The organism is Streptomyces sp. HNM0574 (genome assembly GCF_012726235.1).
Lineage (GTDB): Bacteria > Actinomycetota > Actinomycetes > Streptomycetales > Streptomycetaceae > Streptomyces.
Genome location: NZ_JAASAH010000025.1, coordinates 1 through 23,974, shown reverse-complemented (window position 1 = coordinate 23,974; position 23,974 = coordinate 1). Strand labels below are relative to the sequence as shown.

The 23,974-nt window shown below is 74.1% G+C and carries 26 protein-coding genes and 1 pseudogene; 11 read left to right on the top strand and 16 right to left on the bottom strand.

The genetic code is table 11. The annotated features are described in order from the left end of the window. Positions 1-109 precede the first annotated feature (109 nt). On the top strand, positions 110-778 hold the full coding sequence (locus HCC30_RS27485; RefSeq protein ID WP_277348098.1) for a haloacid dehalogenase-like hydrolase: 669 nt from the start codon (positions 110-112) through the stop codon (positions 776-778). Positions 779-784: 6 nt separating this feature from the next. Here HCC30_RS27485 and HCC30_RS27480 read toward each other — a convergent pair whose 3' ends face one another. Continuing rightward, on the bottom strand, positions 785-1,039 hold the full coding sequence (locus HCC30_RS27480; RefSeq protein WP_169445621.1) for a hypothetical protein: 255 nt from the start codon (positions 1,037-1,039) through the stop codon (positions 785-787). Between the two features lie 193 nt (positions 1,040-1,232). Here HCC30_RS27480 and HCC30_RS29105 point away from each other — a divergent pair, with 193 nt between their 5' ends. Beyond that, entirely contained in the window at positions 1,233-1,616 is a 384-nt protein-coding gene (locus HCC30_RS29105; protein ID WP_169445620.1) for a cold-shock protein, read from the top strand. Between the two features lie 57 nt (positions 1,617-1,673). Here the strand turns inward: HCC30_RS29105 and HCC30_RS27470 are convergent, their stop codons facing one another. Genes HCC30_RS27470 through HCC30_RS27455 form a run of 4 tightly spaced genes read right to left on the bottom strand, consistent with a single transcriptional unit; the run spans position 1,674 to position 5,189 of the window. Continuing rightward, positions 1,674-2,582, bottom strand: coding sequence for a 1,4-dihydroxy-6-naphthoate synthase (locus HCC30_RS27470; protein ID WP_169445619.1), 909 nt, complete (start codon positions 2,580-2,582; stop codon positions 1,674-1,676). Then, the gene (locus HCC30_RS27465) at positions 2,579-3,310 is read right to left on the bottom strand and encodes a futalosine hydrolase (RefSeq protein WP_169445618.1); all 732 of its coding nucleotides are present in this window, start codon (positions 3,308-3,310) and stop codon (positions 2,579-2,581) included. The genes HCC30_RS27470 and HCC30_RS27465 overlap by 4 nt, the downstream gene beginning before the upstream one ends. Before the next feature lie 13 nt (positions 3,311-3,323). Continuing rightward, entirely contained in the window at positions 3,324-3,812 is a 489-nt protein-coding gene (locus HCC30_RS27460) for a DUF2771 domain-containing protein (RefSeq protein ID WP_169445617.1), read from the bottom strand. Positions 3,813-3,839: 27 nt separating this feature from the next. Beyond that, the gene (locus HCC30_RS27455) at positions 3,840-5,189 is read right to left on the bottom strand and encodes an MFS transporter (RefSeq protein WP_169445616.1); all 1,350 of its coding nucleotides are present in this window, start codon (positions 5,187-5,189) and stop codon (positions 3,840-3,842) included. A 624-nt stretch (positions 5,190-5,813) separates the two neighbouring features. Between HCC30_RS27455 and HCC30_RS27450 the strand changes: the two genes are divergently transcribed. Together HCC30_RS27450 and HCC30_RS27445 are read left to right on the top strand one after the other, a co-directional pair. Further along, positions 5,814-6,683 carry a DUF3027 domain-containing protein gene (locus HCC30_RS27450; RefSeq protein WP_169445615.1) on the top strand — a complete coding sequence of 290 codons (870 nt, stop codon included), beginning with the start codon at positions 5,814-5,816 and terminating at the stop codon, positions 6,681-6,683. Positions 6,684-6,862: 179 nt separating this feature from the next. Continuing rightward, positions 6,863-10,123, top strand: a complete 3,261-nt coding sequence (locus tag HCC30_RS27445) for a molecular chaperone Hsp90 (RefSeq protein ID WP_169445644.1) — start codon at positions 6,863-6,865, stop codon at positions 10,121-10,123. Between the two features lie 25 nt (positions 10,124-10,148). Here HCC30_RS27445 and HCC30_RS27440 read toward each other — a convergent pair whose 3' ends face one another. Next, the gene (locus HCC30_RS27440; protein ID WP_169445614.1) at positions 10,149-10,781 is read right to left on the bottom strand and encodes a peptidoglycan-binding domain-containing protein; all 633 of its coding nucleotides are present in this window, start codon (positions 10,779-10,781) and stop codon (positions 10,149-10,151) included. Positions 10,782-10,875: 94 nt separating this feature from the next. Then, on the bottom strand, positions 10,876-11,226 hold the full coding sequence (locus tag HCC30_RS27435; RefSeq protein ID WP_169445613.1) for a hypothetical protein: 351 nt from the start codon (positions 11,224-11,226) through the stop codon (positions 10,876-10,878). Between the two features lie 124 nt (positions 11,227-11,350). Between HCC30_RS27435 and HCC30_RS27430 the strand changes: the two genes are divergently transcribed. Beyond that, the gene (locus HCC30_RS27430) at positions 11,351-12,232 is read left to right on the top strand and encodes an aminoglycoside phosphotransferase family protein (RefSeq protein WP_169445612.1); all 882 of its coding nucleotides are present in this window, start codon (positions 11,351-11,353) and stop codon (positions 12,230-12,232) included. A 9-nt stretch (positions 12,233-12,241) separates the two neighbouring features. Here HCC30_RS27430 and HCC30_RS27425 read toward each other — a convergent pair whose 3' ends face one another. After that, on the bottom strand, positions 12,242-14,683 hold the full coding sequence (locus HCC30_RS27425; RefSeq protein WP_169445611.1) for an HAD-IC family P-type ATPase: 2,442 nt from the start codon (positions 14,681-14,683) through the stop codon (positions 12,242-12,244). 174 nt (positions 14,684-14,857) lie between these two features. On the opposite strand from HCC30_RS27425, the gene HCC30_RS27420 reads away from it, so the two are divergent. Together HCC30_RS27420 and HCC30_RS27415 are read left to right on the top strand one after the other, a co-directional pair. Beyond that, the gene (locus HCC30_RS27420; protein ID WP_206324408.1) at positions 14,858-15,154 is read left to right on the top strand and encodes a DUF2530 domain-containing protein; all 297 of its coding nucleotides are present in this window, start codon (positions 14,858-14,860) and stop codon (positions 15,152-15,154) included. Between the two features lie 231 nt (positions 15,155-15,385). After that, entirely contained in the window at positions 15,386-16,870 is a 1,485-nt protein-coding gene (locus tag HCC30_RS27415) for an NCS2 family permease (RefSeq protein ID WP_169445610.1), read from the top strand. On the opposite strand, the gene HCC30_RS27410 is transcribed toward HCC30_RS27415, so the two are convergent. Further along, entirely contained in the window at positions 16,867-17,094 is a 228-nt protein-coding gene (locus HCC30_RS27410) for a BrnA antitoxin family protein (protein WP_240979948.1), read from the bottom strand. The two genes, HCC30_RS27415 and HCC30_RS27410, sit on opposite strands and share 4 nt — an antisense overlap. Positions 17,095-17,263: 169 nt before the next feature. Here HCC30_RS27410 and HCC30_RS27405 point away from each other — a divergent pair, with 169 nt between their 5' ends. The 3 genes from HCC30_RS27405 to HCC30_RS27395 all read left to right on the top strand — a co-directional run bounded on the left by HCC30_RS27405 (position 17,264) and on the right by HCC30_RS27395 (position 20,192). Beyond that, complete coding sequence (locus tag HCC30_RS27405; RefSeq protein ID WP_169445609.1) at positions 17,264-17,716, top strand: MarR family transcriptional regulator; 453 nt, start codon at positions 17,264-17,266, stop codon at positions 17,714-17,716. Between the two features lie 33 nt (positions 17,717-17,749). Beyond that, positions 17,750-19,147 carry an MFS transporter gene (locus HCC30_RS27400; RefSeq protein WP_169445608.1) on the top strand — a complete coding sequence of 466 codons (1,398 nt, stop codon included), beginning with the start codon at positions 17,750-17,752 and terminating at the stop codon, positions 19,145-19,147. A gap of 334 nt (positions 19,148-19,481) precedes the next feature. Next, a complete protein-coding gene (locus tag HCC30_RS27395) occupies positions 19,482-20,192 on the top strand; it encodes a 2'-5' RNA ligase family protein (RefSeq protein WP_240979947.1) in 711 nt (236 codons plus the stop codon). A gap of 201 nt (positions 20,193-20,393) precedes the next feature. Here HCC30_RS27395 and HCC30_RS27390 read toward each other — a convergent pair whose 3' ends face one another. Further along, positions 20,394-21,389, bottom strand: a complete 996-nt coding sequence (locus HCC30_RS27390; RefSeq protein WP_169445607.1) for an aldo/keto reductase — start codon at positions 21,387-21,389, stop codon at positions 20,394-20,396. Positions 21,390-21,491: 102 nt separating this feature from the next. Here HCC30_RS27390 and HCC30_RS27385 point away from each other — a divergent pair, with 102 nt between their 5' ends. Then, entirely contained in the window at positions 21,492-22,082 is a 591-nt protein-coding gene (locus HCC30_RS27385) for a GNAT family N-acetyltransferase (RefSeq protein WP_169445606.1), read from the top strand. A 4-nt stretch (positions 22,083-22,086) separates the two neighbouring features. On the opposite strand, the gene HCC30_RS27380 is transcribed toward HCC30_RS27385, so the two are convergent. From HCC30_RS27380 to HCC30_RS27355, 6 genes and pseudogenes are all read right to left on the bottom strand, one after another. After that, complete coding sequence (locus tag HCC30_RS27380; RefSeq protein ID WP_169445605.1) at positions 22,087-22,779, bottom strand: DUF899 family protein; 693 nt, start codon at positions 22,777-22,779, stop codon at positions 22,087-22,089. A 142-nt stretch (positions 22,780-22,921) separates the two neighbouring features. Next, positions 22,922-23,095: a DUF397 domain-containing protein gene (locus HCC30_RS27375; protein WP_169445604.1), complete on the bottom strand. Its 174-nt coding sequence runs from the start codon at positions 23,093-23,095 to the stop codon at positions 22,922-22,924. Positions 23,096-23,111: 16 nt separating this feature from the next. After that, entirely contained in the window at positions 23,112-23,312 is a 201-nt protein-coding gene (locus HCC30_RS27370; protein WP_169445603.1) for a DUF397 domain-containing protein, read from the bottom strand. Positions 23,313-23,328: 16 nt separating this feature from the next. Then, positions 23,329-23,533: pseudogene (locus HCC30_RS27365) on the bottom strand (DUF397 domain-containing protein). Between the two features lie 16 nt (positions 23,534-23,549). Beyond that, complete coding sequence (locus HCC30_RS27360; RefSeq protein ID WP_169445602.1) at positions 23,550-23,756, bottom strand: DUF397 domain-containing protein; 207 nt, start codon at positions 23,754-23,756, stop codon at positions 23,550-23,552. A 16-nt stretch (positions 23,757-23,772) separates the two neighbouring features. Next, positions 23,773-23,974 (bottom strand): DUF397 domain-containing protein (locus HCC30_RS27355; RefSeq protein WP_169445601.1); only part of this gene is annotated, 202 nt, incomplete at its 5' end.

The window sequence follows — 23,974 nt, the reverse complement described above, 5'->3', positions numbered from 1 at the left end:
GAAGGCGTCCCCCGGAGCGCCCCCAAGGTAAGGGGGGCCTAAGTGTAAGGGCCAGGGGTGACGCCGGGGCCGGGGAGTTTCCCGGCGGCGGCAGGGCAGAATGGCGGGCATGGTTTCGCACGCTCCGCACGCCTCGTCCGCGCAGGTCCCGCAGGTCGCCGCACCCGGCGGCGTCACCGTCGGCTTCGACCTCGACATGACGCTGATCGACTCGCGGCCCGGCATCAAGGCCGCGTACGAGGCGCTGTCGGCGGAGACGGGCACCTTCATCGACGCGGACCTGGCCGTCACCCGCCTCGGCCCGCCGCTGGACGTCGAGCTCGCGCACTGGTTCCCGGCGGACCGGATCGAGGAGACGGGGGAGCGCTACCGCGCGCTCTACCCCGAGTACGCCATCGAGCCCAGCCTGGCCATGCCCGGGGCGCGCGAGGCGGTCGACGCCGTCGCCGCGGCGGGCGGCCGCGCCGTCGTCGTCACGGCGAAGCACCAGCCGAACGCGGCGCTGCACCTGTCCCACCTGGGCATCCACCCCGCCGCCGTGATCGGCTGGCTGTGGGCGGAGGCGAAGGCCGAGGCGCTGCGCGAGCACGGCGCGAGCGTGTACGTCGGCGACCACATCGGAGATGTGCGCGGCGCGAAGGCCGCCGGCGCGCTGTCCGTGGCCGTCCCGACGGGCCCGATCAGCGCGGACGAGCTGCGCGAGGCGGGCGCCGACGTCGTCCTGGAGGGCGGACTGGCCGAGTTCCCGGAGTGGTTCGCCGGGTACCCGCGCCGGTAGCCGGCGTCAGGCCGAGGGAACCTCACCGGCGGCGGGCTTCGCGGCCCGCCGCTCCGCGGCAGCCGACCGCAGCACGCCCGCCGCGGCGATCACGAACCCGAGCCCCATGAGCATGCACACGAAGTAGGCGGGGGCCGGGAACGGCTCCGTGCCGAGGAACAGCGGTGCCACCGTGACGACGGTGGCCACGGCGCCGACGAGGAAGACGATCCCGCCGATACGTACGAGAAGATCACCGGCGGAGGGAGTTTCAGTGTTCACCCGCCCAGGGTAGATCGGTCAGCAACCGCACGGAGGGGGCGCTCGGCGGGATCACGTCACACGCGGCGCGGAAGTCGCTGGTGACACCGGGTTCCGCGCGCATAACCTGGGCGGTCGAAACCCCCAGCGGCAACATCAGTCACCAGCAACAGCAGCCCGGCTGCCCGGACGAGTACGAGGACGAGGACGCGACGTGCCTACCGGCAAGGTCAAGTGGTTCAACAGCGAGAAGGGCTTCGGCTTTCTCTCCCGTGACGACGGCGGCGACGTCTTCGTCCACTCCTCCGTGCTGCCGGACGGAGTGGACGCGCTCAAGCCGGGACAGCGCGTCGACTTCGGTGTCGTCGCCGGACAGCGCGGGGACCAGGCGCTGTCCGTCACCGTGCTCGACCCCGCCCCGTCCGTCGCCGCGGCCCAGCGCCGCAAGCCGGACGAACTGGCCTCCATCGTCCAGGATTTGAGCACGCTCCTCGACGGCGTCTCCCAGTCGCTGGAGCGCGGCCGGTACCCGGACAAGCAGAGCGGCCAGAAGATCGCCGGCATGCTCCGCGCCGTCGCCGACCAGCTGGACGTCTGACCCGCCGCACCCCAACACCCCGGCGGACACCGGGGTGTTGGCGTCACGTCCGGCGGCTCACGGGAAGCTGAGCGCGTCCGGCGACAGCGGCGGGACGAGGCCCTCGGCGGCGGCCCGGGTCAGCAGCCCGCGGATCGCGGCGTACCCGTCCTCGCCGAGGTCGGCCGTGAACTCGTTGACGTACAGGCCGATGTGCTGCTCGGCGACCGCCGGGTCCATCTCCTGCGCGTGCTCGGCGACGTACGGGCGGGTGGCCTCCGGGTCGTCCCAGGCCATCCGCACCGAGGTGCGGGTGGCCTCGGCGAGCGCGCGCAGCGCGTCCGCGCCGAGCGAGCGGCGGGCGACGATCGCGCCGAGCGGGATCGGCAGTCCGGTGGTGTTCTCCCAGTGCTCGCCCATGTCGGCGACGCGGTGCAGCCCGTAGTCCTGGTACGTGAACCGGGCCTCGTGGATGACGAGTCCGGCGTCGACCTTGCCGTCCCGCACGGCGGGCATGATCTCGTGGAAGGGCAGGACGACCACCTCGCCCACCCCGCCCGGGACTTCGGCCGCCGCCCACAGCCGGAACAGCAGGTACGCGGTGGACCGTTCGCTCGGCACCGCGACCCGGCGCCCGCTCAGCGAGGCGGCCGTCACCGGCGTCTCCTGCGCGCGGGTCAGAACCAGCGGGCCGCAGCCCCGGCCGAGCGCGCCGCCGCAGGGCAGCAGCGCGTAGTCGTCCAGGATCCATGGCAGCACGGCGTAGGAGACCTTGAGCACGTCGAGCCGCTCGTCCCGGGCCTCGGCGAGGCCGTTGGTGACGTCGATGTCGGCGAAGGTGACGTCGAGCGGCGGCGCTCCGGGGACCCTGCCGTGTGCCCACGCGTCGAAGACGAACGTGTCGTTGGGGCAGGGCGAGAAGGCGATCCGCAGCGGCTGCCCGCTGCTGGTGCCGCCGGTCGGGGTGGGCTCGGTGCTGTCGGTCATGCCTGCCATGCTCGCAGCACCCCGGGAAGCGCCGCGCAGGCGCCCCCGAGCGCGGCCAGCGCCTCCGGGATGCGCCAGGCGTCCCGGTCGCGCGGGCCGACGGCGTTGGAGACGGTCCGCACCTCCAGCACCGGCACCCCGTGCGCCGCCGCGGCCTCGGCCACCCCGAAACCCTCCATCGCCTCGGCTGCCGCGCCCGGGTGACGGTCCGCCAGCTCGGCGGCGCGCCGCGCGGTACCGGTCGCGGTCGACACCGTCAGCACGGGTCCGACGCGGGCGCCGGTGGCCTCGGCCAGGGCGCGGACGAGCGGTGCGGGGGAGCGGTGGGAGTCGGTGCCGAAGCCGAGCGCGGTGACGGGCGCGAAGCCCGTCGCGGTCTGCGCGCCCAGGTCGGCGGCGACGAGCGCGTCGGCGACGATCACGCCGCCGGGGGCGGCCGGCGCCCCCTCGGCGTCCGGGAAGCCGCCGCCGATGCCCGCCGAGACGACGAGCGTGTACGGGCGCCCGGCGAGGTCGGCCGCGGTGAGCGCGGTGGCGGTGGCGGCGGCAGCGGCGGCGGGGCCGACCCCGCCGGCCAGCACGTCCAGCGTGCCGCCGCCGTCGGCCAGGCGGTGCAGCCTGCGGCCGCCGGGCAGCGGCGCCTCGGTGACGGGCGCGGTGCCCCGGAAAGCGGACGTCACCGCGTCCCGCTCGGGCGGGACCGCGGTGACGATCAGTACGTGCGGCACGCGGCGCTCCGGGTCAGGAGCCGTTCTTCAGCTTCAGGTGCCAGATGCCCTTGAACTGGCTGCCGTCCGCCTGAACGATGCTGACCTGCGCGGAGTCCTTCTTCTGCGCCTGGCCGGTGGGCGTCTGCGACTGGAAGAACGCCTCGCCGGGGAAGGTGTAGTAGGTCTTCTTGATCGGCTCGGGCAGCACGGGCTGGCCGTCGATGAAGAGCAGCCAGCCGCCCTCGGCGACGTCCGGCTCGACACCGATGCGGACCTTGTCGCCCGGGCCGGCGGTGACGGACTTCTCCGCCTCCTTCGACAGGCACGACTTCGCCTCGGACTGGGCGATGGTGTCGCCGTCGTTGTAGCAGGCGGCTTCGGTGGACACGCTCGTGCTGTTCACGGTCGCGGTCGCCATCGGAGAAGGCTTCTCGCAGGCCGAGAGGGCGAGAAGTCCGAGGGATACGGCACCGACTGCGGTGGCGGTGCGGACACCCCGCCGGGAGATCGCGTAGCTCATAGCGGGCAGGCTACCGGGCGGTTCTTCTCACATGACGCGCGGGTGCGGCGTGCCGCGGCGTGCGGCGCCCAGCAGACCCCGTGCCGCGCCGGCCGCGCCGAGGCACACCACGCCCGCCGCGGTCCACAGCCCGGCGGGCGGGAGCAGCGGCAGCGAGATCCCGGCGGCGCCGCCGGCCACCCACGACATCTGCATCAGCGTCTCCGAGCGCGCGAACGCCGACGTCCGCACCGCCTCGGGGACGTCCCGCTGGATGAGGGCGTCGAGCGACAACTTGCCCAGCGCCTGCGCCAGTCCGGCCGTCGCCGCCACGGCCACCACCGTGACGGTGCCGTACTCCAGGGCCGACAGCACGGCGGCGGCCAGGGCCACCGTCAGCACACAGGTGATGATCAGTTCGGGGACGCGGGCCTTCAGCCACGCGCCGGTCGCCGTGCCCAGCGCGTTGCCCGTCCCGGCCGCGACGGCGACGAGGCCGAGCGAGAAGGCGCCCGTCAGCCCGCCCAGCGGGTGCTCGCGGAGCAGGAACGCGAGGAAGAAGGTGAGCAGCCCGGAGAGCGCGCGCAGCGCGGAGTTGGCGGCGAGCGCGCACCGGACGGAGGTGCCCACGGTCCGCAGCCCGGGCCGCGCGTCCGGCTTCCGCTTCGGGTTCCGCTTCCGCCCTTCCGCTCCGTCGGACGCGGGCGCGTGGCCCGGGAAGTGCGGGTGTCCGGGCACGAGATGGGCCGGACGTTCGCCCTTCGCCGAGTCGACCGTGTGCGGCAGCCGGAGGGCGAGGAAGCCGCCGAGGCAGAACAGCGCGCAGGCGCCGTACAGCGGCCAGGGCGGACCGATCCGGTGCAGCACCGCCGCGACCGGCGCGGCGGCCCCCGTCGCGAGCAGACCGGCCAGCGTCACCCGCGAGTTGGCGCGGACGAGGGAGAACGCGGCGGGCAGCAGCCGGGGTACGACGGCCGAGCGCACCACCCCGTACGCCTTGGACGCGACCAGCACGCCGAGCGCCGCCGGGTACAGCTCCGGGCCGCCCGAGGCGACCGCGCCCGACAGGGCCAGCGCGAGCAGCGCCCTGGCCAGCATCGCGCCGGCCATCGCGGCGCGCCTGCCGTGCGGAATCCGGTCCAGCAGCGGGCCGATCACGGGAGCGAGCAGGGCGAACGGGGCCATCGTGACGAGCAGGTACAGCGCCACCCGGCCGCGGGCCTCGCCGGTGGGGACGGAGAAGAAGATGGTCGAGGCGAGCGCGACGGTGATCATCATGTCGCCCGACGAGTTGACCGCGTGCAGCTCCGTCAGCTTGCCGAGCCCCGACTCGCCGGCGCCCTGCGCGTGCGTCGCGCGCCGCACGGAACGGGCGAGTCCGGCGGGCGCGCGCCCCACGGCACCCGCAACCCGGACCGGCCGGCTCCGGTCCCGCCGCCCGCCCTGCCCCGTACCGCCCCCGTCCGTCCGGCGCGCGGCCCGCGGCTCCCGCGAAGGCCGTCGCGGTCTCCGCCTCCCCAGCCGCCGCGGGCGGTTCGGGAAGCGCCGCGGGGAGCGTCCCGGCGGACGGGACGGGCGGAACTCGGACGCCACATCCCCGAGTCTGCCCCGCCCGGCGGGCACCGGCACGGGCTGCCGCGCCCCCGCCTCCGGGCCTGCCTCCGAGCCCGCCTCCGCTCCCGGTTCCGGTTCGGTCCGGGAGGCGGCCGGGGTGCGGTGCGCGCGCCGGGGCGCGGCCGGGACCGGAGTGGCGTCGGCGCGTGTCGGTCCGCGCAGTTCAGGGCCGGGCGGCCGCTCGGGGGCGCTTCCCGGTTCCCTCCTGACTCCCTCCGTTAATCCGTGGGGTAGCGTGGGTGGACGGTGCGTTCCGCACGGCCCCGAGCGGGGCGCGGACGTCGCAGCGGCCACCCGGTCCCGCTCCGTCCACACCCCGCCCGTCACCCTCCACGGCGCCGTACGGGTACGCAGCACAGCCGACAACCGGCGCTATGGCGTAGGAGAGACGATTCTTGTGAGTGCTGCATGAGTGCCGCGACGCGGAGCGGCCGTAGCCGCCGGGCACCCGACAAGCTGTGCGTGGAGGCCGTAGAGCTGGCGCGCGCGGCGGCCGAGGAGACCGCCCTGCCGGGCACGGTCGGTGAGCACATCGAGGCCGTGGCCGAGGGCGACCGAGTCGTCACCCATTACTTCGCCTGCCTCCAGCCCGCCTACCGGGGCTGGCGCTGGGCCACCACGGTGGCCAGGGCGTCCCGCGCGAAGGTCGTCACGCTGGACGAGAGCGTCCTGCTGCCCGGCCCCGACTCGCTGCTCGCACCGGAGTGGGTGCCGTGGAGCGAGCGCCTCCGCCCGGGCGACCTCGGCCCCGGCGATCTCCTCCCCACCGACGCCGACGACCTGCGCCTGGAGCCCGGCTTCAGCGGCGAGGACACCCCGCCGCCGAACTCGGCGGTCTCCGAGGAGGCCGCAACGGCCGCCGCCGAGGCCGAAGCGCCGCCGGAGCAGGCACCCGAGGACGTCACCCCCGCGCCCTCCCGCGGCTCGGTCAAGGCCGTCGCCGAGGAGCTCGGCATGGGACGGGCGCGCGTCCTGTCCCGGTACGGGCTCCAGGAGGCGGCCGACCGCTGGGAGGAGAGCCACGGACCGCGGACGGCCATGGCCCAGGCGGCCCCGGGCCCCTGCGTGAGCTGCGCCTTCCTCGTCCCGCTCGCGGGCTCGCTGAAGCAGGGGTTCGGCGTGTGCGCCAACGAGTTCAGCCCGGCCGACGGGCGCGTCGTCTCGCTCGCCTTCGGCTGCGGAGGCCACTCCGAGGCGGCCGTCATGCCGAAGGCGCCCCAGCCGCCGGCCCCGGTCCTCGACGAGACCCGCAACGACGAACTCTCCCTCGCCGACTGACCCTTCCCGCCCCGCACCGCGCCCGGGCCGGGTGCCTCCGGTCGGTTTCCGGCGTGCGGCGCGCGCCCCTGTACCGTCACCGGGTCGGGGTGCGGCGTCCGCCGCACCGGAGGCGGGCCGCGCGAGCAGGCCATGGCGAAGGAGGCGGCGACGTGACCGGTAGCGGCGGCAAAGCGGTGGTGGGGCGCGGCGAGGGGCCGGAGGCCGACGTCTTCCGGACGGCCGGGCTGCGGCAGAGCGTGCTCGACGCGTGGGCGGCCTCCCCGGCACGGTTCCGCGAGGACGCCAACGCCGAACAGGAACTCGTCCTCGGCGGCTACCGCGACCGCCTCGTCGTCGAACTCGCGCAGAACGCCGCCGACGCCGCGGCCCGTGCCGGCGTCCCCGGCCGGCTGCGCCTCACCCTGAGCGACGGCGTGCTCGTCGCCGCCAACACCGGCGAGCCGCTCGACGCCGAGGGCGTCCTCTCGCTCTCCACCCTCCGCGCCTCGGCCAAGCGCCCGGACGAGCCCGGGCAGCCGCACGGCGACGGGCCCGAACTCGCCGGTTCCGTCGGCCGGTTCGGCGTCGGCTTCGCGGCGGTGCTGGCCGTCACCGACGAACCCGCCGTCGTCGGCCGGACGGGCGGCGTCCGCTGGTCGCACGCCGAGGCCGCCGGGCTGGTGCGGGAGGCCGCCGCCGACGTGCCCGCGCTGGACGCCGAACTGCGCCGCCGGGACGGGCATGTGCCGCTGCTGCGCCTCCCGTTGCCCGCCGAGGGCACCGCGCCCGAGGGCTACGACACGGCCGTCATCCTCCCGCTGCGCGACGCGGCGGCCGGGGAACTCGCCGAACGCCTCCTCGACTCCGTCGACGACGCGCTGCTGCTCACCCTCCCCGGACTGACCGAAGTCACCGTCGACACCCCGGACTCCGGCGGCACCCGCACCCGCACCCTGCGCCGCACCGCGCAGGCGCCGGAGGCGGACCGGGCGGCCGGCACCGTCCGGATCGAGCACCGCGACGCCGACGGGACCGCGCACGTCAGCCGCTGGCGCACGCTGACCAGGACGGGCGTGGCCGAGCCCGCGCTGCTCGCCGACCGCCCCGTCGAGGAACGCCGCCGCCCCGCCTGGTCCGTGACCTGGGCCGTGCCCGTGGAACCGGCGCCGGAGGACCAAGGTGCGGGCCCGGGCGAGCGGTTGGTGCCCGTACCGCCGGGGACGGCGCCGTACATCCACGCGCCCACGCCCACCGACGAGCCGCTCGGGCTGCCCGCGCTGCTGATCGCCGGGTTCCCGATGGAGCCCACCCGGCGGCGGATCGCGCCCGGCCCGCTCACCGGCTTCCTGCTGCACCGCGCCGCCGAGGCGTACGCGGAGCTGCTGCGCGACTGGCGTCCGGCCGAGACCGCCACCGTCGCCCTCGTCCCCGGCCCGCTCGGCCGGGGTGAACTCGACGGCGAGCTGCGGCAGCTGCTGCTGGAGCGGCTGCCCGACGTCCCGTTCCTCGCCGGCGCCGCCACCGCCGAGGACGGCGCGCCCGTCGCGCTGCGGCCGCGGGACGCCGAGCTCGTCGAGGGCGCGGGCGAGGAGACCGTACGCGTCCTCGCCGAGCTGTTCCCCAACCTGCTGCCCGCCGGGCTGGAGCGGCGCACCGAGCTGCGCGCCCTGGACGTCGCCCGGGTCCCGCTCGGCGAGGTCATCGACCGGCTCGCCGGCGTCGAACGCGCCCCCGAGTGGTGGCGGCGGCTGTACGACTCGCTCGCCGGGGTCGACCCGGACCGCCTCACCGGCCTGCCCGTCCCGCTGGCCGACGGCCGCACCACCGTCGGCCCCCGCCAGGTGCTGCTGCCGCTGTCCGACGACGGCGACCCCGACCGGGCCGCGCTGCTCGCCCGCCTCGGCCTCAAGGTCGCGCACCGGGACGCGGCGCACAGCCTGCTGGAGAAGCTCGGCGCGACCTCGGCCACCCCGCGCGCCGTGCTCGGCACTCCGCAGGTGCGGGCCGCCGTCGCCGCCTCGCTGGAGGCCGACGAGATCTGGGACGAGCAGGCCGAGGCGCCCGACGCCGAAGAGCTCGCCGACCTCGTCCTCGGCCTCGTCCGCGACGCCGCGCTCGCCCCCGGCGACGAGCCCTGGCTGGCCGCGCTCGCCCTCCCCGACGAGGACGGCGAGCTGGCACCCGCGGGTGAACTCGTCTGTCCCGGCAGCCCGTTCGCACGCGTCATCCGCGAGGGCGAGCTCGCCGCCTGCGACACCGCGCTCGTCGAGCGCTGGGGCGAGCAGCCGCTGACCGCCGTCGGCGTGCAGGCCGCCTTCGCCCTGGTCCGCGCCACCGACGTGGTGCTCGACCCGGACGAGTTCGAGCCCCGCGACGGCGACTGGTCCGACCCGGACTACGCCCACGACCCGGGCCTCCTCGACGCCGTCGACGTGTGGTGCGAGGACGTCCTCGACCAGCTGCCCGAGACGCCCGTACCCCCGGTGGTCACCGAACTCGTCGCCGTCCGCGACCTCGACCTCGTCGACGACGACCGCTGGCCCGAGGCCCTGGCCATGCTGTCCCGGCCGCCGCTGCGCGACGCGCTCACCGCCCCCGTCCGCGTCCTGCTCCCCGACGGCGGGACCGAGACCGTACGCCCGTACACCGCCTGGTGGCTGCGCGGGCACCCCGTCCTCGACGGCCGCCGCCCGGCCGGCCTCCGCGCCGCCGGCGCCGGCCATTCCCCGGACTCCGTCCGGGGAGGCCCCACCCTGGACGGGCTCTACGAGGAGGCCGACGCCTCGGCCGTCGGCGACCCGCAGGTGCTGCGCGCCCTCGGCGTGCGCACCTCGGCCGAGTCGCTGCTCGACGAGCCGGGCGGCGCCGCCGAACTCCTCGCCCGGCTGGCCGACCCGGAGCTGACGCCCGGCGGCGGAGCCGCTCAACTGCACGCCCTGTACGGCCTGCTGGCCGACCTGGACCCGAACGAGGTCACCCTCCCCGACACGCTGCGCGCCGTCACCCGCGACGGCACGCTGCGCGTCGTCGAGGCGGCGGACGCGGTCGTCGCCGACGCCCCCGACCTGCTGCCCCTCGCCGGCGACCGCCCGCTGCTGCCGGTGCGCCCGGACCGCGCCGCCGAGCTGGCGGCCCTGCTGGACGTGCCCCGGCTGAGCGAGTCCGTCGGCACCGAGCCGGTCGGCGGGGGCACGGAGCGCGAGGTCCCGCCCCCGGTGCGCACCGTGCTGCCCGGGGCGCCCGGCACGTACGTCGAGCACGACGAACTCACCGTCGCCGGCGTCGAGCTGGACTGGCACCTCGCGGCCGACGGCACCCTGCACGCGGCCACCCTGGAGGGCGTCGCCGCCGGACTGGCCTGGGCGGCGGGCCACTGGTCCCGCCGCTTCGAGGTGGCCGCGCTCCTGGAGGACCCGGACCGGGCGGGCGAGCTCGCCACGGCCCGCTGGTTCGACTGACGGCGACGGGCCCCGGCCGACCCCGTCAGGTGACGGGGTCGGCCGACGGGCCCTCGGTGGCGAGGAGTTCGCGCGCGAACTCCTCCCACTGCGCGTACCGGCCGGGGTGCGAGGAGCGCTGGACGGCCTGGCAGGCGTCGCCCGGCGGCATCGACCGCCAGCCGGAGATCTGGAGCAGGCCGGGGTTCGCGGCGTCCGGCGCGACGCCGTAGAACAGCTTCGACGCGGTGACCACGTCGGTGAGTTCCTCCGGCGTGCCCCAGCCCATGCCGGGGCGCTGCTGGAAGATGCCCAGCGAGTCGTTGTCCAGGGGCGTCGTGTGGTTCACGAACCGGGACTCCTGCATCGCCGTCATCAACGCGATCACCTGCCCCTGCCCGGGAATCCCCGCGCCCTTCCCGACCCCGATCACCCGCCGCGCGTGGGCCCGTTGCTCCGGCCCCAGATCCTCCGCGGTACGGAACACCTCGTCCATCTCGGCATCACTCGCCTTCCCCAGCGCCGCGGCCGTCCGCCGGTCCACCCGCCCCGTGGCGGGCAGCCCGTGCCTCACCTGGAACCTTCGCAGACCGTTCCCCCGCTCCGCAGCCCCCGCGGACCCGGCACCCGCCACCAGGAGAACCCCGAGCCCCACCCGCACCACCAGCCGCCTACGCATACGGCACGGTGATCCGAATCCTGGGCGGGATCAACTACCTGACGGGTCGTGGCGGGAGCCGGAAGCCCCCGCTCCCGGCACGAGTCCGACCCCGTCACACCCCCAGCAGCTGCGTGAGGGAGAAGAGCGCCGAGCCGTGGGCGGCGAGGAACATGAGCCAGCCGGAGGCGCCGCGGCCGCGGGTGCGGATGAGGCGGGTCCAGCCCCAGACGAGGAGGGCGGTGCCGATGGTCCAGGTGATCCAGGCGAGCGAGACGTTCCAGCCGTGCCGGTTGACGAACTGGAGGAGCAGGAACGAGGGGACGAGGAAGACCATGGCGAGCACCCACTCGGCCTCGGTCACCTCGTCCGGCCGGTCGCGGTGCGGTGGGTGTGCCGCGACGTCGTCGGGGGTGTCGGTGCTGTCGGCGTCGCCGGCCGGGGAAGGGGAGAGCTGAGTCGTCATGCGGCTTTCTCGTGGATCTCCGGTGGGGGACGTCGCCTGCCGGGACAGGGACGCGATGTGGTGACTGTAGTCAGGCGACCGGCACCCCCACCAGCCCGGCCCCGGCACCGGATAACCTGCGGGCGTGAGCGACAACCAGGGATTCACCGAGGCCGCGGCGCGCGCCGTGCTGGCCGCCGCCGGGGAGGACGAGGCGGGGGCGCGGCTGCTGTCCCTGGGCGAGAACGCGGTGTTCGCGCCGGACGGTGACGGACCCGTCGTCCGGGTCGGCCGCGCCTCGGGCGAGCTGGCCGCGCGGGCCGAGCACGAACTGCGGGTCGCGGTGTGGCTGGAGGCCCGCGGCGTACCGGCCGTCCGCCCCGCCTCGCACACGGTGGCCCTGGTCGACGGCCACCCCGTGACGCGCTGGCAGCGGCTGCCGGACGCGGTCCGGAAGACCGAACCGGCCGATCTCGCGGGCCTGTTGCGGCAGGTGCACGCCCTCGGCCCGGCCCCGTTCCCGCTGCCGCGCCGCGAGCTGCTCGGCGGCATCGAGCGCTGGCTGCGCCTCGCGGGCGACGCCGTGCCGCCGGAGGACGCCGCGTACCTGCGCGCCCGCCGGGACGACTTCGCCGCCGCGGCGGCCGAGTTGAAGCCGGTGCTGGAGCCGGGCCCGATCCACGGGGACGCGCTGCCGCGCAATGTGCACGTCGGCCCGGACGGACCGTTCCTCGTCGATCTGGAGACCTTCTCCGACGACCTCCGCGAGCACGACCTCGTCGTGATGGCCCTCAGCCACGACCGCTACGGCGTCCCCGAGGCGGCGTACGACGCGTTCACCGGCACCTACGGCTGGGACGTGCGCGAGTGGGAGGGCTGCGCCGTGCTGCGCGGCGCCCGGGAGACGGCGAGCTGCGCCTGGGTCTCCCAGCACGCGCCCGGAAACCCGGCGGCGCGCCGCGAGTTCGCCCGCCGCGTCGCCTCCCTGCGGGAGGGCGAGCGCAGGGTGCGCTGGTACCCGTTCTGAGCCGCGCGCTCAGGCCGGCACCCGGCGGGCCACCACGCGCCAGGTGATCTCCAGGGCCACCGCGGCGGCCGCGGCGACACCGACGGCGGCCCACGGCATCGTCACCCCGACGAGCCGGAGCGCGAAGAAGTCCTGGAGCCACGGCGTGACCAGGACGACGAGGAACCCGGCGCCCATGACCAGCACCAGCCCGACCCGCCACCAGGTGTACGGGCGGGCGACGATGGCCAGCACCCACATGGCGATCAGGAACAGCGTGAGCGTCGCGGCGCTGGTCTCGGCCGCCAGCGCCCCCGCGCCCGCGTAGTGGTGCCGCGCCAGCAGATAGGTGCCGAAGGTGGCGGCCCCGGCGATGATCCCGGCGGGTACGGCGTACCGCATGACCCGGCGTACGAAGTGCGGCCTGGCGCGCTCCCGGTTGGGCGCGAGGGCGAGGAAGAAGGCGGGGACGCCGATGGTCAGCGAGGACAGCAGCGTCAGGTGCCGGGGCAGGAACGGGTAGGGCACCTGCCAGCAGATGACCAGCAGCGCGAGCAGCACGCTGTAGACGGTCTTGGTCAGGAACAGGTTGGCGACGCGTTCGATGTTGCCGATGACGCGGCGGCCCTCGGCGACGACCGAGGGCAGCGTCGCGAAGCTGTTGTCGAGCAGCACGATCTGCGCGACGGCCTTGGTCGCCTCGGAGCCCGCGCCCATGGAGACGCCGATGTCGGCGTCCTTCAGGGCCAGTACGTCGTTGACGCCGTCGCCCGTCATGGCGACGGTGTGCCCCCGCTCCTGGAGCGCGCCCACCATGTCGCGCTTCTGCTGCGGGGTGACCCGGCCGAAGACGCTGCCCGCTTCGACGGCTCCGGCCATCGCCCGCGCGTCGTCCCGGGGGAGCCTCCGGGCGTCGACGGGCGCGTCCGCGCCGGGCAGCCCGAGCTTCGCGGCGACGGCGCCGACCGAGACGGCGTTGTCCCCGGAGAGGACCTTGGCGGCGACGTCCTGCTCGGCGAAGTACCGCAGCGTGTCCGGCGCTTCGGGGCGCAGCCGCTGGGCGAGGACGACGAGGGCGACGGGCCGCGCGTGCCGCGCGGCGTCGGCGGCGTCGGGCGCGCGGCCGGTGCGGGCGAGGAGGAGGACGCGCAGGCCCTCCTCGTTCAGCGCCTCGACGTCGGCGAGCGTCGGGTGGGCCTCGGGGAGCAGCACGTCGGGCGCGCCCATCAGCCAGGAGCTGCTCGCGCCGCCGGGCTCGCGGAACGTCGCGCCGCTGTACTTCCTGGCCGAGGAGAACGGCAGCGTGGCCAGCGGCTGCCAACCGCCGCCGTGCGCGGGGCTGTTCGCGGGGTGCGGCCCCGCGCCGTCCGGGTAGGCGTCGGCGATGGCGCGCAGGCTCGCGTTGGGGTGCGGGTCGGCGCCGCCGAGCGCGGCGAGCACGCTGCCGATGTAGCCGGGCTCGGCGCCGTCCAGGGGCCGGACCTCGGTGACGTCCATGCCGCCCTCGGTGAGCGTGCCCGTCTTGTCCAGGCAGACGACGTCGACCCGCGCGAGCCCCTCGATCGCGGGCAGCTCCTGCACCAGGCACTGCTTCCGCCCGAGCCGGATCACCCCGATCGCGAAGGCCACCGACGTCAGCAGCACCAGGCCCTCGGGCACCATCGGCGTGATCCCGGCGACCATGCGGCGGATCGCGTCGTCCGGGTCGGTGTGCTTCACCAGCAGCTGGCTGAGGACGAGGCCGACGGCGGCCGGGACCATCATCCAGGTGATGTACTTCAGGATCGTCGAGATCCCGCTGCGCAGTTCGGAGTGGACGAGCGTGAAGCGGGACGCCTCCTCCGCGAGCCGCGCCGCGTACGCCTCCCGCCCGACCTTCGTCGCCGTGAAGGCCCCGCTGCCCGCGACCACGAAGCTGCCCGACATCACCGCGTCCCCCGGCCGCTTCAGCACCGGATCGGCCTCGCCGGTCAGCAGCGACTCGTCGATCTCCAGCCCGTCGGCCTCCACGACCTCGCCGTCGACGACGCACTTGGCGCCCGGCGCGAGTTCGACGAGGTCGCCGAGGACGATGCCGTCGGTGGGGATCTCCGCGGCCCGCCCGTCCCGGCGCACCGTGGGCCGGGCCTCCCCGACGACGGCGAGGCTGTCCAGCGTCCGCTTGGCGCGCAGCTCCTGGACGATGCCGATCAGCGTGTTGGCGACGATCACGAAGCCGAACAGCCCGTCCTGGATCGGCCCGACGACGAGGATGATCAGGAACAGCACGCCGATGATGGCGTTGAACCGGGTGAAGACGTTCGCGCGGACGATGTCGGTGACGGAGCGGCTGCTGCGCACCGGCACGTCGTTGACCTCGCCCCGCGCGACCCGCTCCCGCACCTGCGCCGCACTGAGCCCCGCCCGGACACCGCCCGGCGGCACCGCCTCCTCCGGCTCCCCGCCGTCCTCCGTCTTCGCCCCGTAGGTCATGAGCCTGACGGTACGGGCGATTCGCGACGGACGCCCGGGTTCCGGCGGGCCTCGGGGAAATCTCGGGGATCGCGTCTCGTTACCCTTGACCCGGCCCCCGGGTGGAGAGAGCCCGCGCCCTGCGGGAGAAGGCGGGGGACCGTTGAGGGAGAGGAAGCCGTGGCAATGGGTCTGATGGACAGGTGGACCAGCGGCGATCGCGAGGCGCCGGAGCCCCTGGAAGGCAACGTGCCCGCGACGATCCTCACCGGCACCGTGATCTGGTTCGTCCTCTTCGTCGGCCAGCTCCCCTTCTACGGCTGGTTCGCCGACCACGGCCACACCTGGTGGGTGTGGACCTGCGCCGCCGGCGCGGGCCTGGGCCTCCTCGGCTACTGGTACGTGCGCAGGCGCGACGCGGCGATCCGGCGGGCGGAGGCGGACGCGGCGGAGGCCGCCGGGAGCGAGGGCGACGACGGCCGTACGGGCTGAGCGTTTCCGCGAGCGGGCCCCGGACCGGTTCCGGTCCGGGGCTTTTGCGTGCGCACAGCCGTCCCGGGGCGGGCGTGCACCGGGGTTCACGGGGGTCTACGCGCGAAGATGGCGATCACGTTAGTTGTTTGTTCATACTGAACCGCACTGGATCTGTCCTTAATCATTCGTCGAATGCTCCAAACAGATCCCCGCCCCGGCCCCCACAGGCCCGCACCACCGAGGTCACGCATGTCCGCTTCGACCACCTCCACGGTCGAATCCGAGCAGCCGTCAGGCGCTCCGCAGTCGCCGCCCCCGCCCGCCAGGAACGCCCTCGACCGGTACTTCAAGATCTCCGAGCGCGGCTCGACGGTCAGCCGGGAGCTCCGCGGTGGTCTCGCCACGTTCTTCGCGATGGCGTACATCGTCGTGCTCAACCCGATCATCCTCGGCGCGGGGCAGGACAAGTTCGGTCACCAGCTGGACAACGCCCAGCTCGTCACGGCCACCGCGCTGATCGCGGGCCTGACCACCGTCCTGATGGGCGTGATCGGCAACGTCCCGATCGCGCTCGCCGCCGGGCTCGGCATCAACGCCGTCGTCTCGCTCCAGCTCGCGCCCAAGATGAGCTGGCCCGACGCGATGGGCATGGTCGTGCTCGCGGGCCTGGTGCTGATGATCCTCGTCGCCTCCGGGCTGCGGCAGCGCGTGATGGACGCGATCCCGAACGGGCTGCGCCGCGCGATCGCGATCGGCATCGGCCTGTTCATCTGCCTGATCGGACTCGTCGACTCCGGCTTCGTCACGCGGAACCCGGACGCCGCCCACACCACCGTCCCGCTCGGCCTCGGGCAGGGCGGTCAGCTCCAGGGCTGGCCGGTGCTGGTCTTCGTGCTGGGCCTGGCGCTGATGTTCGTGCTGGTCGTGCGGAAGACCAAGGGCGCGATCCTGATCGGCATCGTCGCGATGACCGTCCTCGCCGTCGTGATCAACGCGATCGCGGAGATACCCGACGAGGCCTGGGGCCTCGCCGTGCCGAACATCCCCGACTCCGTCGTCGGCACCCCGGACTTCGGACTGGTCGGTGAGATCAGCCTGTTCGGCGGGTTCCGCGAGGTCGGACTGCTGACCGGCTGCCTGTTCGTCTTCACCGTCCTGCTCTCCGGCTTCTTCGACGCGATGGGCACCATCATCGGCGTCGGCGAGGAGGCCGGACTGACCGACGAGAAGGGCCAGCTGCCCGGCATGGGCCGCATCCTGATGGTCGACGGCATCGCCGTCGCGGGCGGCGGCCTCGGCTCCTGCTCGGCGAACAGCTGCTTCGTCGAGTCCACGGCCGGCGTCGGCGAGGGTGCGCGGACGGGCCTGTCGAACGTCCTGACCGGCGGGCTGTTCCTGCTCGCCCTCGTCTTCACCCCGCTCGCGACGGTCGTGCCCTCCCAGGCGGCGACCCCGGCGCTCGTGGTCGTCGGATTCCTGATCATGGCGTCGAACATCCGCGACATCGACTGGAGCGACTACACCGTCGCCGTCCCGGCCTTCCTGACGCTGGTGTCGATGCCCTTCACGTACAGCATCACCAACGGCATCGGCATCGGCGTGCTGTCGTTCATCCTGCTCCGCGCCGCGACCGGCCGGATCCGCGAGGTCCCGTGGCTGCTGAACGTCGTCGGCCTGTGCTTCCTCGTCTACTTCCTGCTCGACCCGATCGAGCAGGTCCTCGGGGTGCGCTAGGCCGAGGTGCCGTAGAAGCGTTCCGTCTCGTCGACCGAGGTGCGGAAGCGCTCGTCGAAGTCATCGCGAATGAGCGTCCGGACGACATAGTCCTGGACGCTCATTCCGCGTTTTGCGGCATGTGTGTGGAGCCGCTCGAACAGTTCGGCGTCTATCCGCAGGCTCAGGACCTTGGAGGGCGTCCCGGGCGAGGCCGTCGCGGGTGTGGCGGAGGGCATCGTCATGCCCACCACGGTCCACGGCCCGGCGGGCGCGGTGCGTCAGATTTCCCCCTCGGCTCACCCGTATGTGTGAAGCGCCGTTTACACCCGGACCCGCGGGGCGGATCGGCGGGAGGATGCGCACCGGCCCCCGGTTGGTCTTTAGACCGGGTAATGAGTTACCCTAAAAACCATGCCGGAACTGTCCGAACACGGCGACGAAGCCGAAGCCGACTCAGCTGCCATCAGCGCCCTCCGCTCCGCTGTCCTCCGCCTCTCCCGGCGACTGAAGCACCAGCGGGTCGACGAGTCGCTCAGCCCCACCGAGATGTCGGTGCTCGGCACCCTGGCCCGCTGCGGCTCGGCCACCCCGAGCGAGCTGGCCCGCAAGGAGCACGTGCAGCCGCCGTCCATGACCCGCATCGTGGCCATGCTGGAGGCCAAGGGACTGGTCCGGATGGAGCCCCATCCCGAGGACCGGCGGCAGAAGGTCGTCACCCAGACCGAGCAGGCCGAGTCCATGCTCGCCGCCAGCCGCGAGAAGCGGAACGTCTGGCTGGCCGAGCTGGTCGGCCAGCTCGACGAGGACGAATGGGCCCGCCTGCGCGACGCGGCGCCCGTACTGGAGAAGCTCGCGCACCTGTAACGAGCCGGACGAAGCCGAGGAGGCGAACCCGCTGTGAGTACGGGCAACGGAGGAGACTCCGCACCCGCACCCGGGAACCACCACAGTCACCACGACCACCGAGACGAGCGCGCCCGCGAACCCGGGACCGACCCCAAGCCGTCCATGTTCAGCTCGCTGAAGGTCCGGAACTACCGGCTCTTCGCCATGGGCCAGGTCATATCGAACACCGGTACCTGGATGCAGCGCATCGCCCAGGACTGGCTGGTGCTCAGCCTCACCGGGTCCTCCACGGCCGTCGGCATCACCACGGCCCTGCAGTTCCTGCCGATGCTGCTGTTCGGCCTGTACGGCGGCGTCATCGCCGACCGCTGCAACAAGCGGAAGCTGCTGCTCGTCACCCAGTCCGTCATGGGCCTCACCGGGCTCGCGCTCGCCGCCCTCACGCTCAGCGGCAACGTCCACGTCTGGCACGTCTACGCGCTGGCCTTCGTCCTCGGACTCGCCACCGTCGTCGACAACCCGACCCGGCAGACCTTCGTCTCCGAGATGGTCGGCCCCGACCAGATACGGAACGCCGTCTCCCTCAACTCCGCGAACTTCCAGAGCGCCCGGCTCATCGGCCCCGCCGTCGCCGGCGTCATGATCTCCGCGGTCGGCAGCGGCTGGGCGTTCCTCTTCAACGGCCTGTCCTTCCTCGCGCCGCTTGCCGGACTGCTGCTCATGCGCACCTCCGAGCTGTTCACCACCGACCGCGCGCCACGCAGCAAGGGCCAGCTCCGCGAGGGACTCACCTACGTCCGCACCCACCCCGAACTGCTCTGGCCGATCGTCCTCGTCGGCTTCGTCGGCACCTTCGGCTTCAACTTCCCGATCTGGCTGACCGCCTTCACCGACAAGGTCTTCGACGAGGGCGCCGGGACGTACGGGCTGCTCAACACGCTCATGGCCGTCGGCTCCGTGGTCGGCGCGCTGCTCGCCGCGCGGCGCGGCAGCTCGCGGATGCGGCTGATGGCCGGGGCCGCGCTGCTGTTCGGCGTGCTGGAGATGGCCGCCGCCGTCTCGCCGTCGTTCTGGCTGTTCGCGGCGCTGATGGCGCCCATCGGGATCATGGGCCTGACGTTCAACGTCACCGCGAACGCGAGCGTCCAGATGGCCTCCGACCCGCTGATGCGGGGGCGCGTGATGAGCCTCTACATGATGGTCTTCGTCGGCGGTACGCCGATCGGCGGGCCGCTCATGGGCTGGGTCACCGACACCTTCGGCGCGCGGATCGGCTTCCTCTCCGGCGGGCTGATCTCGGCCGGGATCGCCGTCCTCGTCGGCCTCGTCCTGGCCCGCGCGAGCGGGCTCCGCCTCCGCGTCGACCTCCGCCGCGGGCACCGGCACGTCGCCTTCGTCCCGCGGTCGGGAGCGGAGCCGCGCCGCGAGCAGGTGGCGCCGGTGGCGTGAGGGGTGCTTCGCGGGGTGCGCTGTTCTTCGCGGGCGGGTGCGTCGCGGGGTGCGGGTGCTTCGGGGCTGGGGTTTTCGCGCAGTTCCCCGCGCCCCTTTTCGGGGTTCGCGCCGTTTCGTCGGCTGCCCCGCCGCCGTGGGCGTTCGCGCAGTTCCCCGCGCCCCTTTTTCGCGGGCCCGCCCCGCTTGGGAGAACTGCGCCGTAGGCGCAGGGCTGGCAAGCGCAGCGCCTAGCCCCGGCGCGGGGTGCCCCATGCCGTCACCGGCCCGCCCCGTACGTCGTGGTCGTTCGCGCAGTTCCCCGCGCCCCTGACGGGGCGCCCATCATGGACGTATGGACTCCGTGATGCGGCTGTTCGCCGCCCTGCTGCCGCCGGAGGACGCGCTCGACGAACTCGGGGACGCCGTCGCCCGGTTGAGGTCGCTGCCCCGGGCCGGCGACCTCCGCTGGACCGAGCGCCGCAACTGGCACCTCACGCTCGCCTTCTACCCCCGCGTCACCGACGAGCAGCTGGACGAGCTCAGCGACCGCCTGGCCCGCGCCGCCTCCCGCGCGACCCCCGCCCGCCTCACCCTCACCGGCGGCGGCCGCTTCGCCGACCGCGCCCTCTGGGCCGCCGTCCACAGCGCCGGGCCGGAGCCCGGACGGGCCGGCGTCCACGGCGCCGGGCCGGAGCACGGAGACGGTGACGCGGGCGACGCCGACGCGCACACCCCCGAGCAGGAGCACAGGGCCGGAGGTGACGCCCCCGGCACAGAAGCGCTGCGTCGCCTCGCCCGCGCCTGCGCCGCCGCCGGGCGTCGCGCCGGGATCGAGGGCGCGGGCGACGGGCACCGGTTCCGCCCGCACGTGACGCTCGCGTACACCCGCCCCCGCCGCCGCGACGTCGACCTGCCCGCCTACGTCGACGCGCTGGACGCCTTCCGGGGCACCCCGTGGACCGCCGGCGAGCTGGTGCTCGTCCGCAGTCACCTGCCCGTCAGCGGGGTGCCCGGCGAGCAGCCGCGCTACGAGCGGCTGGTGGGCTGGCCGCTGGGGAGCTGAGCGGTCCGGTTACCGTGGGGGGCGTGAATGCCAAAACCAGGATGCGGATCGTGAGCGGTGCGCTCGTGCTGATGTTCGTCGTGGTCGCGATCGCCACCGCCTTCGGCGGCTGAGCCCCACCGACCCGAAGCCCCGTACGCGGGCCCCGGGCGGCAGGGCCGCCCTCCGTCACCGGCCACGGACGTCACGCAGTACGGAACGTCACCAGGCGAAGGCTTCCGGTGACGGACCGGGGCCCGGGAAGATCTCGTCGAGCGCGGCCAGCAGCCCGTCGTCCAGCCGGAGTCCGACCGCGCGCAGCGCCCCCTCCAGCTGCTCCCGGGTGCGCGGGCCGACGATCGGTCCCGTCACCCCGGGCCGGGTCAGCAGCCAGGCCAGGGCGACCTCGCCCGGTTCGAGCCCGTGCTGCGCGAGCAGGTCCTCGTACCGCTGCACCCGGGCGCGGACGCCGGGGTCGGCCAGTGCGTCGGCCGCCCGGCCCGAGCCCGTGCGGGAGGCGCCGCCCGCGCTCTCCTTGCGGATCGCGCCGCCCAGCAGCCCGCCGTGCAGCGGCGACCACGGGATCACCCCGAGCCCGTACTCCCGCGCCGCCGGCACGACCTCCATCTCGGCCCGCCGCTCCGCCAGGTTGTACAGGCACTGCTCGCTGACCAGACCCATCGAACCGCGCCGCGCCGCCGTCTCGTTGGCCTGCGCGAGGTTCCAGCCCGCGTGGTTGGAGGAGCCGACGTAGAGCACCTTGCCCTGCTGGACGAGGACGTCCATGGCCTGCCAGATCTCCTCCCACGGCGTCGCCCGGTCGACGTGGTGGAACTGGTACAGGTCGATGTGGTCGGTGCGCAGCCGCCGCAGGCTGGCGTCGACGGCGCGGCGGATGTTCGCGGCGGAGAGCTTGTCGTGGTTGGGCCAGGCCGGGCCGTCCGGGCCCATGTTCCCGTACACCTTGGTGGCCAGCACCGTCTTCTCCCGGCGCCCGCCGCCCTGCGCGAACCAGCTGCCGAGGATCTCCTCGGTGCGGCCCTTGTTCTCGCCCCATCCGTAGACGTTGGCGGTGTCGAAGAAGTTGACGCCCGCGCCGAGCGCGGCGTCCATGATCGCGTGGCTCGTGGGTTCGTCGGTCTGCGGCCCGAAGTTCATCGTGCCGAGCACGATGCGGCTGACCTTGAGTCCGGTACGTCCCAGCTGCGTGTACTCCATGACCGCCAAGCCAAGCCCCTGGAGCGGACTCGAAGCAAGCACCCAACGGGCGCCGCCCGGAAGGCGTTTGCCGGGGCCCTCACCCGGTGCCAGGATCACCGGGTGAACACCCCCGCCGTACGCCCCCTCACCGCGGCGGATCTCCCCGTCGCGGTCGACACCCTCGCCCGGGCCTTCGCCGACCACCCCTTCACCCGGCACGTGATCGACGCCGAGGCGCACGAGGAACGTGTCCGCCGCTACCAGGAGCTGTGCCTCACCCGCGTCGGCATGGTGTACGGCCGCGTCTGGACCGCCGAGGGCGGCCGCGCCGTGGCCGTCTGGTCCGTGCCGGGAGCGGACCCGTCGCCCGCCTTCGCCGAACTCGGCCCCCTCCTCGGCGCACTCGCCGGAGACCGCGCCTCCGCCGCCGAGGCCGCGGACGCGGCCGTCGCCCCGTACCGCCCCCGGCAGCCCGGCTGGTACCTGGAAACCGTGGCGACGGCGCCCGAGGCCCAGGGCCGCGGCCTCGGCAGCGCGGTGCTGGCCCCCGGCATCCAGGAGGCCCAACGCGCGGGCCACCCGGCCTTCCTGGAGACCTCCAGCGAACCCAACGTGCGCCTCTACGAACGCCTCGGCTTCACCGTCACCGCCGAGATCCCGCTCCCCGACGACGGCCCCCGCACCTGGTGCATGCGCCGCGACCCGCGCTGAGCCCCTACGCCCCCGCCTCGGGCCCGTACAGCGCGGCGATCTCCTCCGAGTTGCTCCACCGGCTGTACGTGGGCTCGCTCGGCCAGCCCTCCGGCGAGTCCTGCCACTCCTCCCGGCGCCCGTAGGGGAGTACGTCGATCAACGCGAAGGAATGGCTCAGCTGTTCGGTGCCCCGGCCGCTGGTGTGCCAGGTGCGGTAGACGCGGTCGCCGTCCCGCAGGAACACGTTGAGCGCGAACCCGCCGCCCGGCGGCGCCCCGACGTCCGCGCCGAAGGAGCTGTGCGCCGTCGAGTACCAGGGCATCGTGTTCCCGACCTTGCGCCGGTACGCGAGCGCCTCCTCGATCGGGCCCTGCGTGACGACGACGAACCGCGCGTCGTAGTTGCCCAGGAACCCCAGCCGCGTGAACTGCGAGGTGTAGCCCGTGCAGCCCGGGCACTGCCACTCCTCGCCCGGGGACCACATGTGGTGGTAGACGATCAGTTGGGACCTGCCGTCGAACACCTCGGCCAGCCGGACGGGCCCGTCCTCGCCCTCCAGCGTGTAGTCCGGCACCCCGACCATCGGCAGCCGCCGCCGCTGCGCGGCGATCGCGTCGAGCTCCCTGGTCGCGGCCTTCTCCCGGACCCGCAGCGCGTCCAGCTCCCGCTGCCAGGTCTCCGCGTCCACGACAGGCGGTAGCGCGTGCGTACTCATGGTTCTCCCTCACCGTTTCGTCTGCGGCGGTATGCGGTGACGGGATATGGACCGACGCGGGGCCCGGAACTCATCGCCCCCGGACGACGCCTGCGCTGTGGCCGGACGCCGGTTCGTCACTCATGCCGGGTGGGGCCCCTGCTCAGCGACGGCGCGCGTGCTCCCGCACCCCGTCGACGAACGCCGCCCACGCGGTGTCCTTACTGCCCCGGACGGGGAAGACGTTGCTGCCGGACGCGTGCTCCGGGGTCCACTCGACGCATGTGCCGTGCGCGTCGCTGTGGCTGGACTTGATCCATGCGAGCTGGCCGCTCATGCCGTGCCCTCCATATTCAGTGGGGGAGCGCGCTGATCCGAACGTCGTTGACGAAGGTCCTCCACGCGTCGACGGAGAACGTGAGCGGCGGCCGCGAGGTGTCCTTGCTGTCGCGGACGGGGACGCTGCGGTCGGACGCGAGTTCCGGGGCCCACTCGACGCATGTGCCGTGACCGTCGCTGTGGCTGGACTTGATCCACGCCGGTTGTTCGCTCATGCCGGGTGCTCCTCACTCAGTGGCGGGGTGTGCTGTCCCGTAGGTCGTTGATGAAGGTCGTCCACGCGTCGGTGGGGAAGGTGAGCGCCGCCCGTGTGGTGTCCTTACTGTCCCGGACGGGGACGTTGCCGCCGCACGCCAGTCCCGGGGCCCAACTCGACGCAGTTGCCGCCCCCGCCGTCGCTGTAGCCCGACTTGAGCCATACGGGCCTGTCGCTCATGCCGGAGATTCCTCACTCAGTGGCAGAGTCCGTGGCTCCGTACGTCGTTGATGAAGGCGGCCCACGCACCGGTCGAGAAGCTGAGCGGCGCCCGCGAGGTGTCCTTACTGTCCCGGACGGGGACGACGTTGCTGCCGGACGCGTGCTCCGGTGCCCACTCCAGGCACAGCCCTCCCTCGCCGTCGCTGTAGCTGGACTTGATCCATGCGAGCTGCCCGCTCATGCCGTGCCCTCCATGCTCAGTGGCGGAGTGCGCTGCTTCGTACGTCGTGGATGAAGGCCGCCCATGCGTCGTGGGAGAAGCTGAGCGGCGCCCGCGCGGTGTCCTTACTGTCCCGGACGGGGACGACGTTGCTGCCGGACGCGTGCTCCGGGGCCCACTCGACGCACTGGCCTGCTTGCGAATCGCTGTAGGTGGACTTGATCCACTGCGTTGCGGGC

Bases quoted from the DNA above. Each gene is read 5' to 3' on its own strand.
- HCC30_RS27485 (WP_277348098.1), top strand. From the start codon at position 110: ATGGTTTCGCACGCTCCGCACGCCTCGTCCGCGCAGGTCCCGCAGGTC.
- HCC30_RS27470 (WP_169445619.1), bottom strand. From the start codon at position 2,582: ATGACCGACAGCACCGAGCCCACCCCGACCGGCGGCACCAGCAGCGGG.
- HCC30_RS27460 (WP_169445617.1), bottom strand. From the start codon at position 3,812: ATGAGCTACGCGATCTCCCGGCGGGGTGTCCGCACCGCCACCGCAGTC.
- HCC30_RS27450 (WP_169445615.1), top strand. From the start codon at position 5,814: ATGAGTGCCGCGACGCGGAGCGGCCGTAGCCGCCGGGCACCCGACAAG.
- HCC30_RS27440 (WP_169445614.1), bottom strand. From the start codon at position 10,781: ATGCGTAGGCGGCTGGTGGTGCGGGTGGGGCTCGGGGTTCTCCTGGTG.
- HCC30_RS27435 (WP_169445613.1), bottom strand. From the start codon at position 11,226: ATGACGACTCAGCTCTCCCCTTCCCCGGCCGGCGACGCCGACAGCACC.
- HCC30_RS27425 (WP_169445611.1), bottom strand. From the start codon at position 14,683: ATGACCTACGGGGCGAAGACGGAGGACGGCGGGGAGCCGGAGGAGGCG.
- HCC30_RS27420 (WP_206324408.1), top strand. From the start codon at position 14,858: ATGGACAGGTGGACCAGCGGCGATCGCGAGGCGCCGGAGCCCCTGGAA.
- HCC30_RS27415 (WP_169445610.1), top strand. From the start codon at position 15,386: ATGTCCGCTTCGACCACCTCCACGGTCGAATCCGAGCAGCCGTCAGGC.
- HCC30_RS27410 (WP_240979948.1), bottom strand. From the start codon at position 17,094: ATGACGATGCCCTCCGCCACACCCGCGACGGCCTCGCCCGGGACGCCC.
- HCC30_RS27405 (WP_169445609.1), top strand. From the start codon at position 17,264: ATGCCGGAACTGTCCGAACACGGCGACGAAGCCGAAGCCGACTCAGCT.
- HCC30_RS27395 (WP_240979947.1), top strand. From the start codon at position 19,482: ATGGACTCCGTGATGCGGCTGTTCGCCGCCCTGCTGCCGCCGGAGGAC.
- HCC30_RS27390 (WP_169445607.1), bottom strand. From the start codon at position 21,389: ATGGAGTACACGCAGCTGGGACGTACCGGACTCAAGGTCAGCCGCATC.
- HCC30_RS27380 (WP_169445605.1), bottom strand. From the start codon at position 22,779: ATGAGTACGCACGCGCTACCGCCTGTCGTGGACGCGGAGACCTGGCAG.
- HCC30_RS27375 (WP_169445604.1), bottom strand. From the start codon at position 23,095: ATGAGCGGCCAGCTCGCATGGATCAAGTCCAGCCACAGCGACGCGCAC.
- HCC30_RS27370 (WP_169445603.1), bottom strand. From the start codon at position 23,312: ATGAGCGAACAACCGGCGTGGATCAAGTCCAGCCACAGCGACGGTCAC.
- HCC30_RS27360 (WP_169445602.1), bottom strand. From the start codon at position 23,756: ATGAGCGGGCAGCTCGCATGGATCAAGTCCAGCTACAGCGACGGCGAG.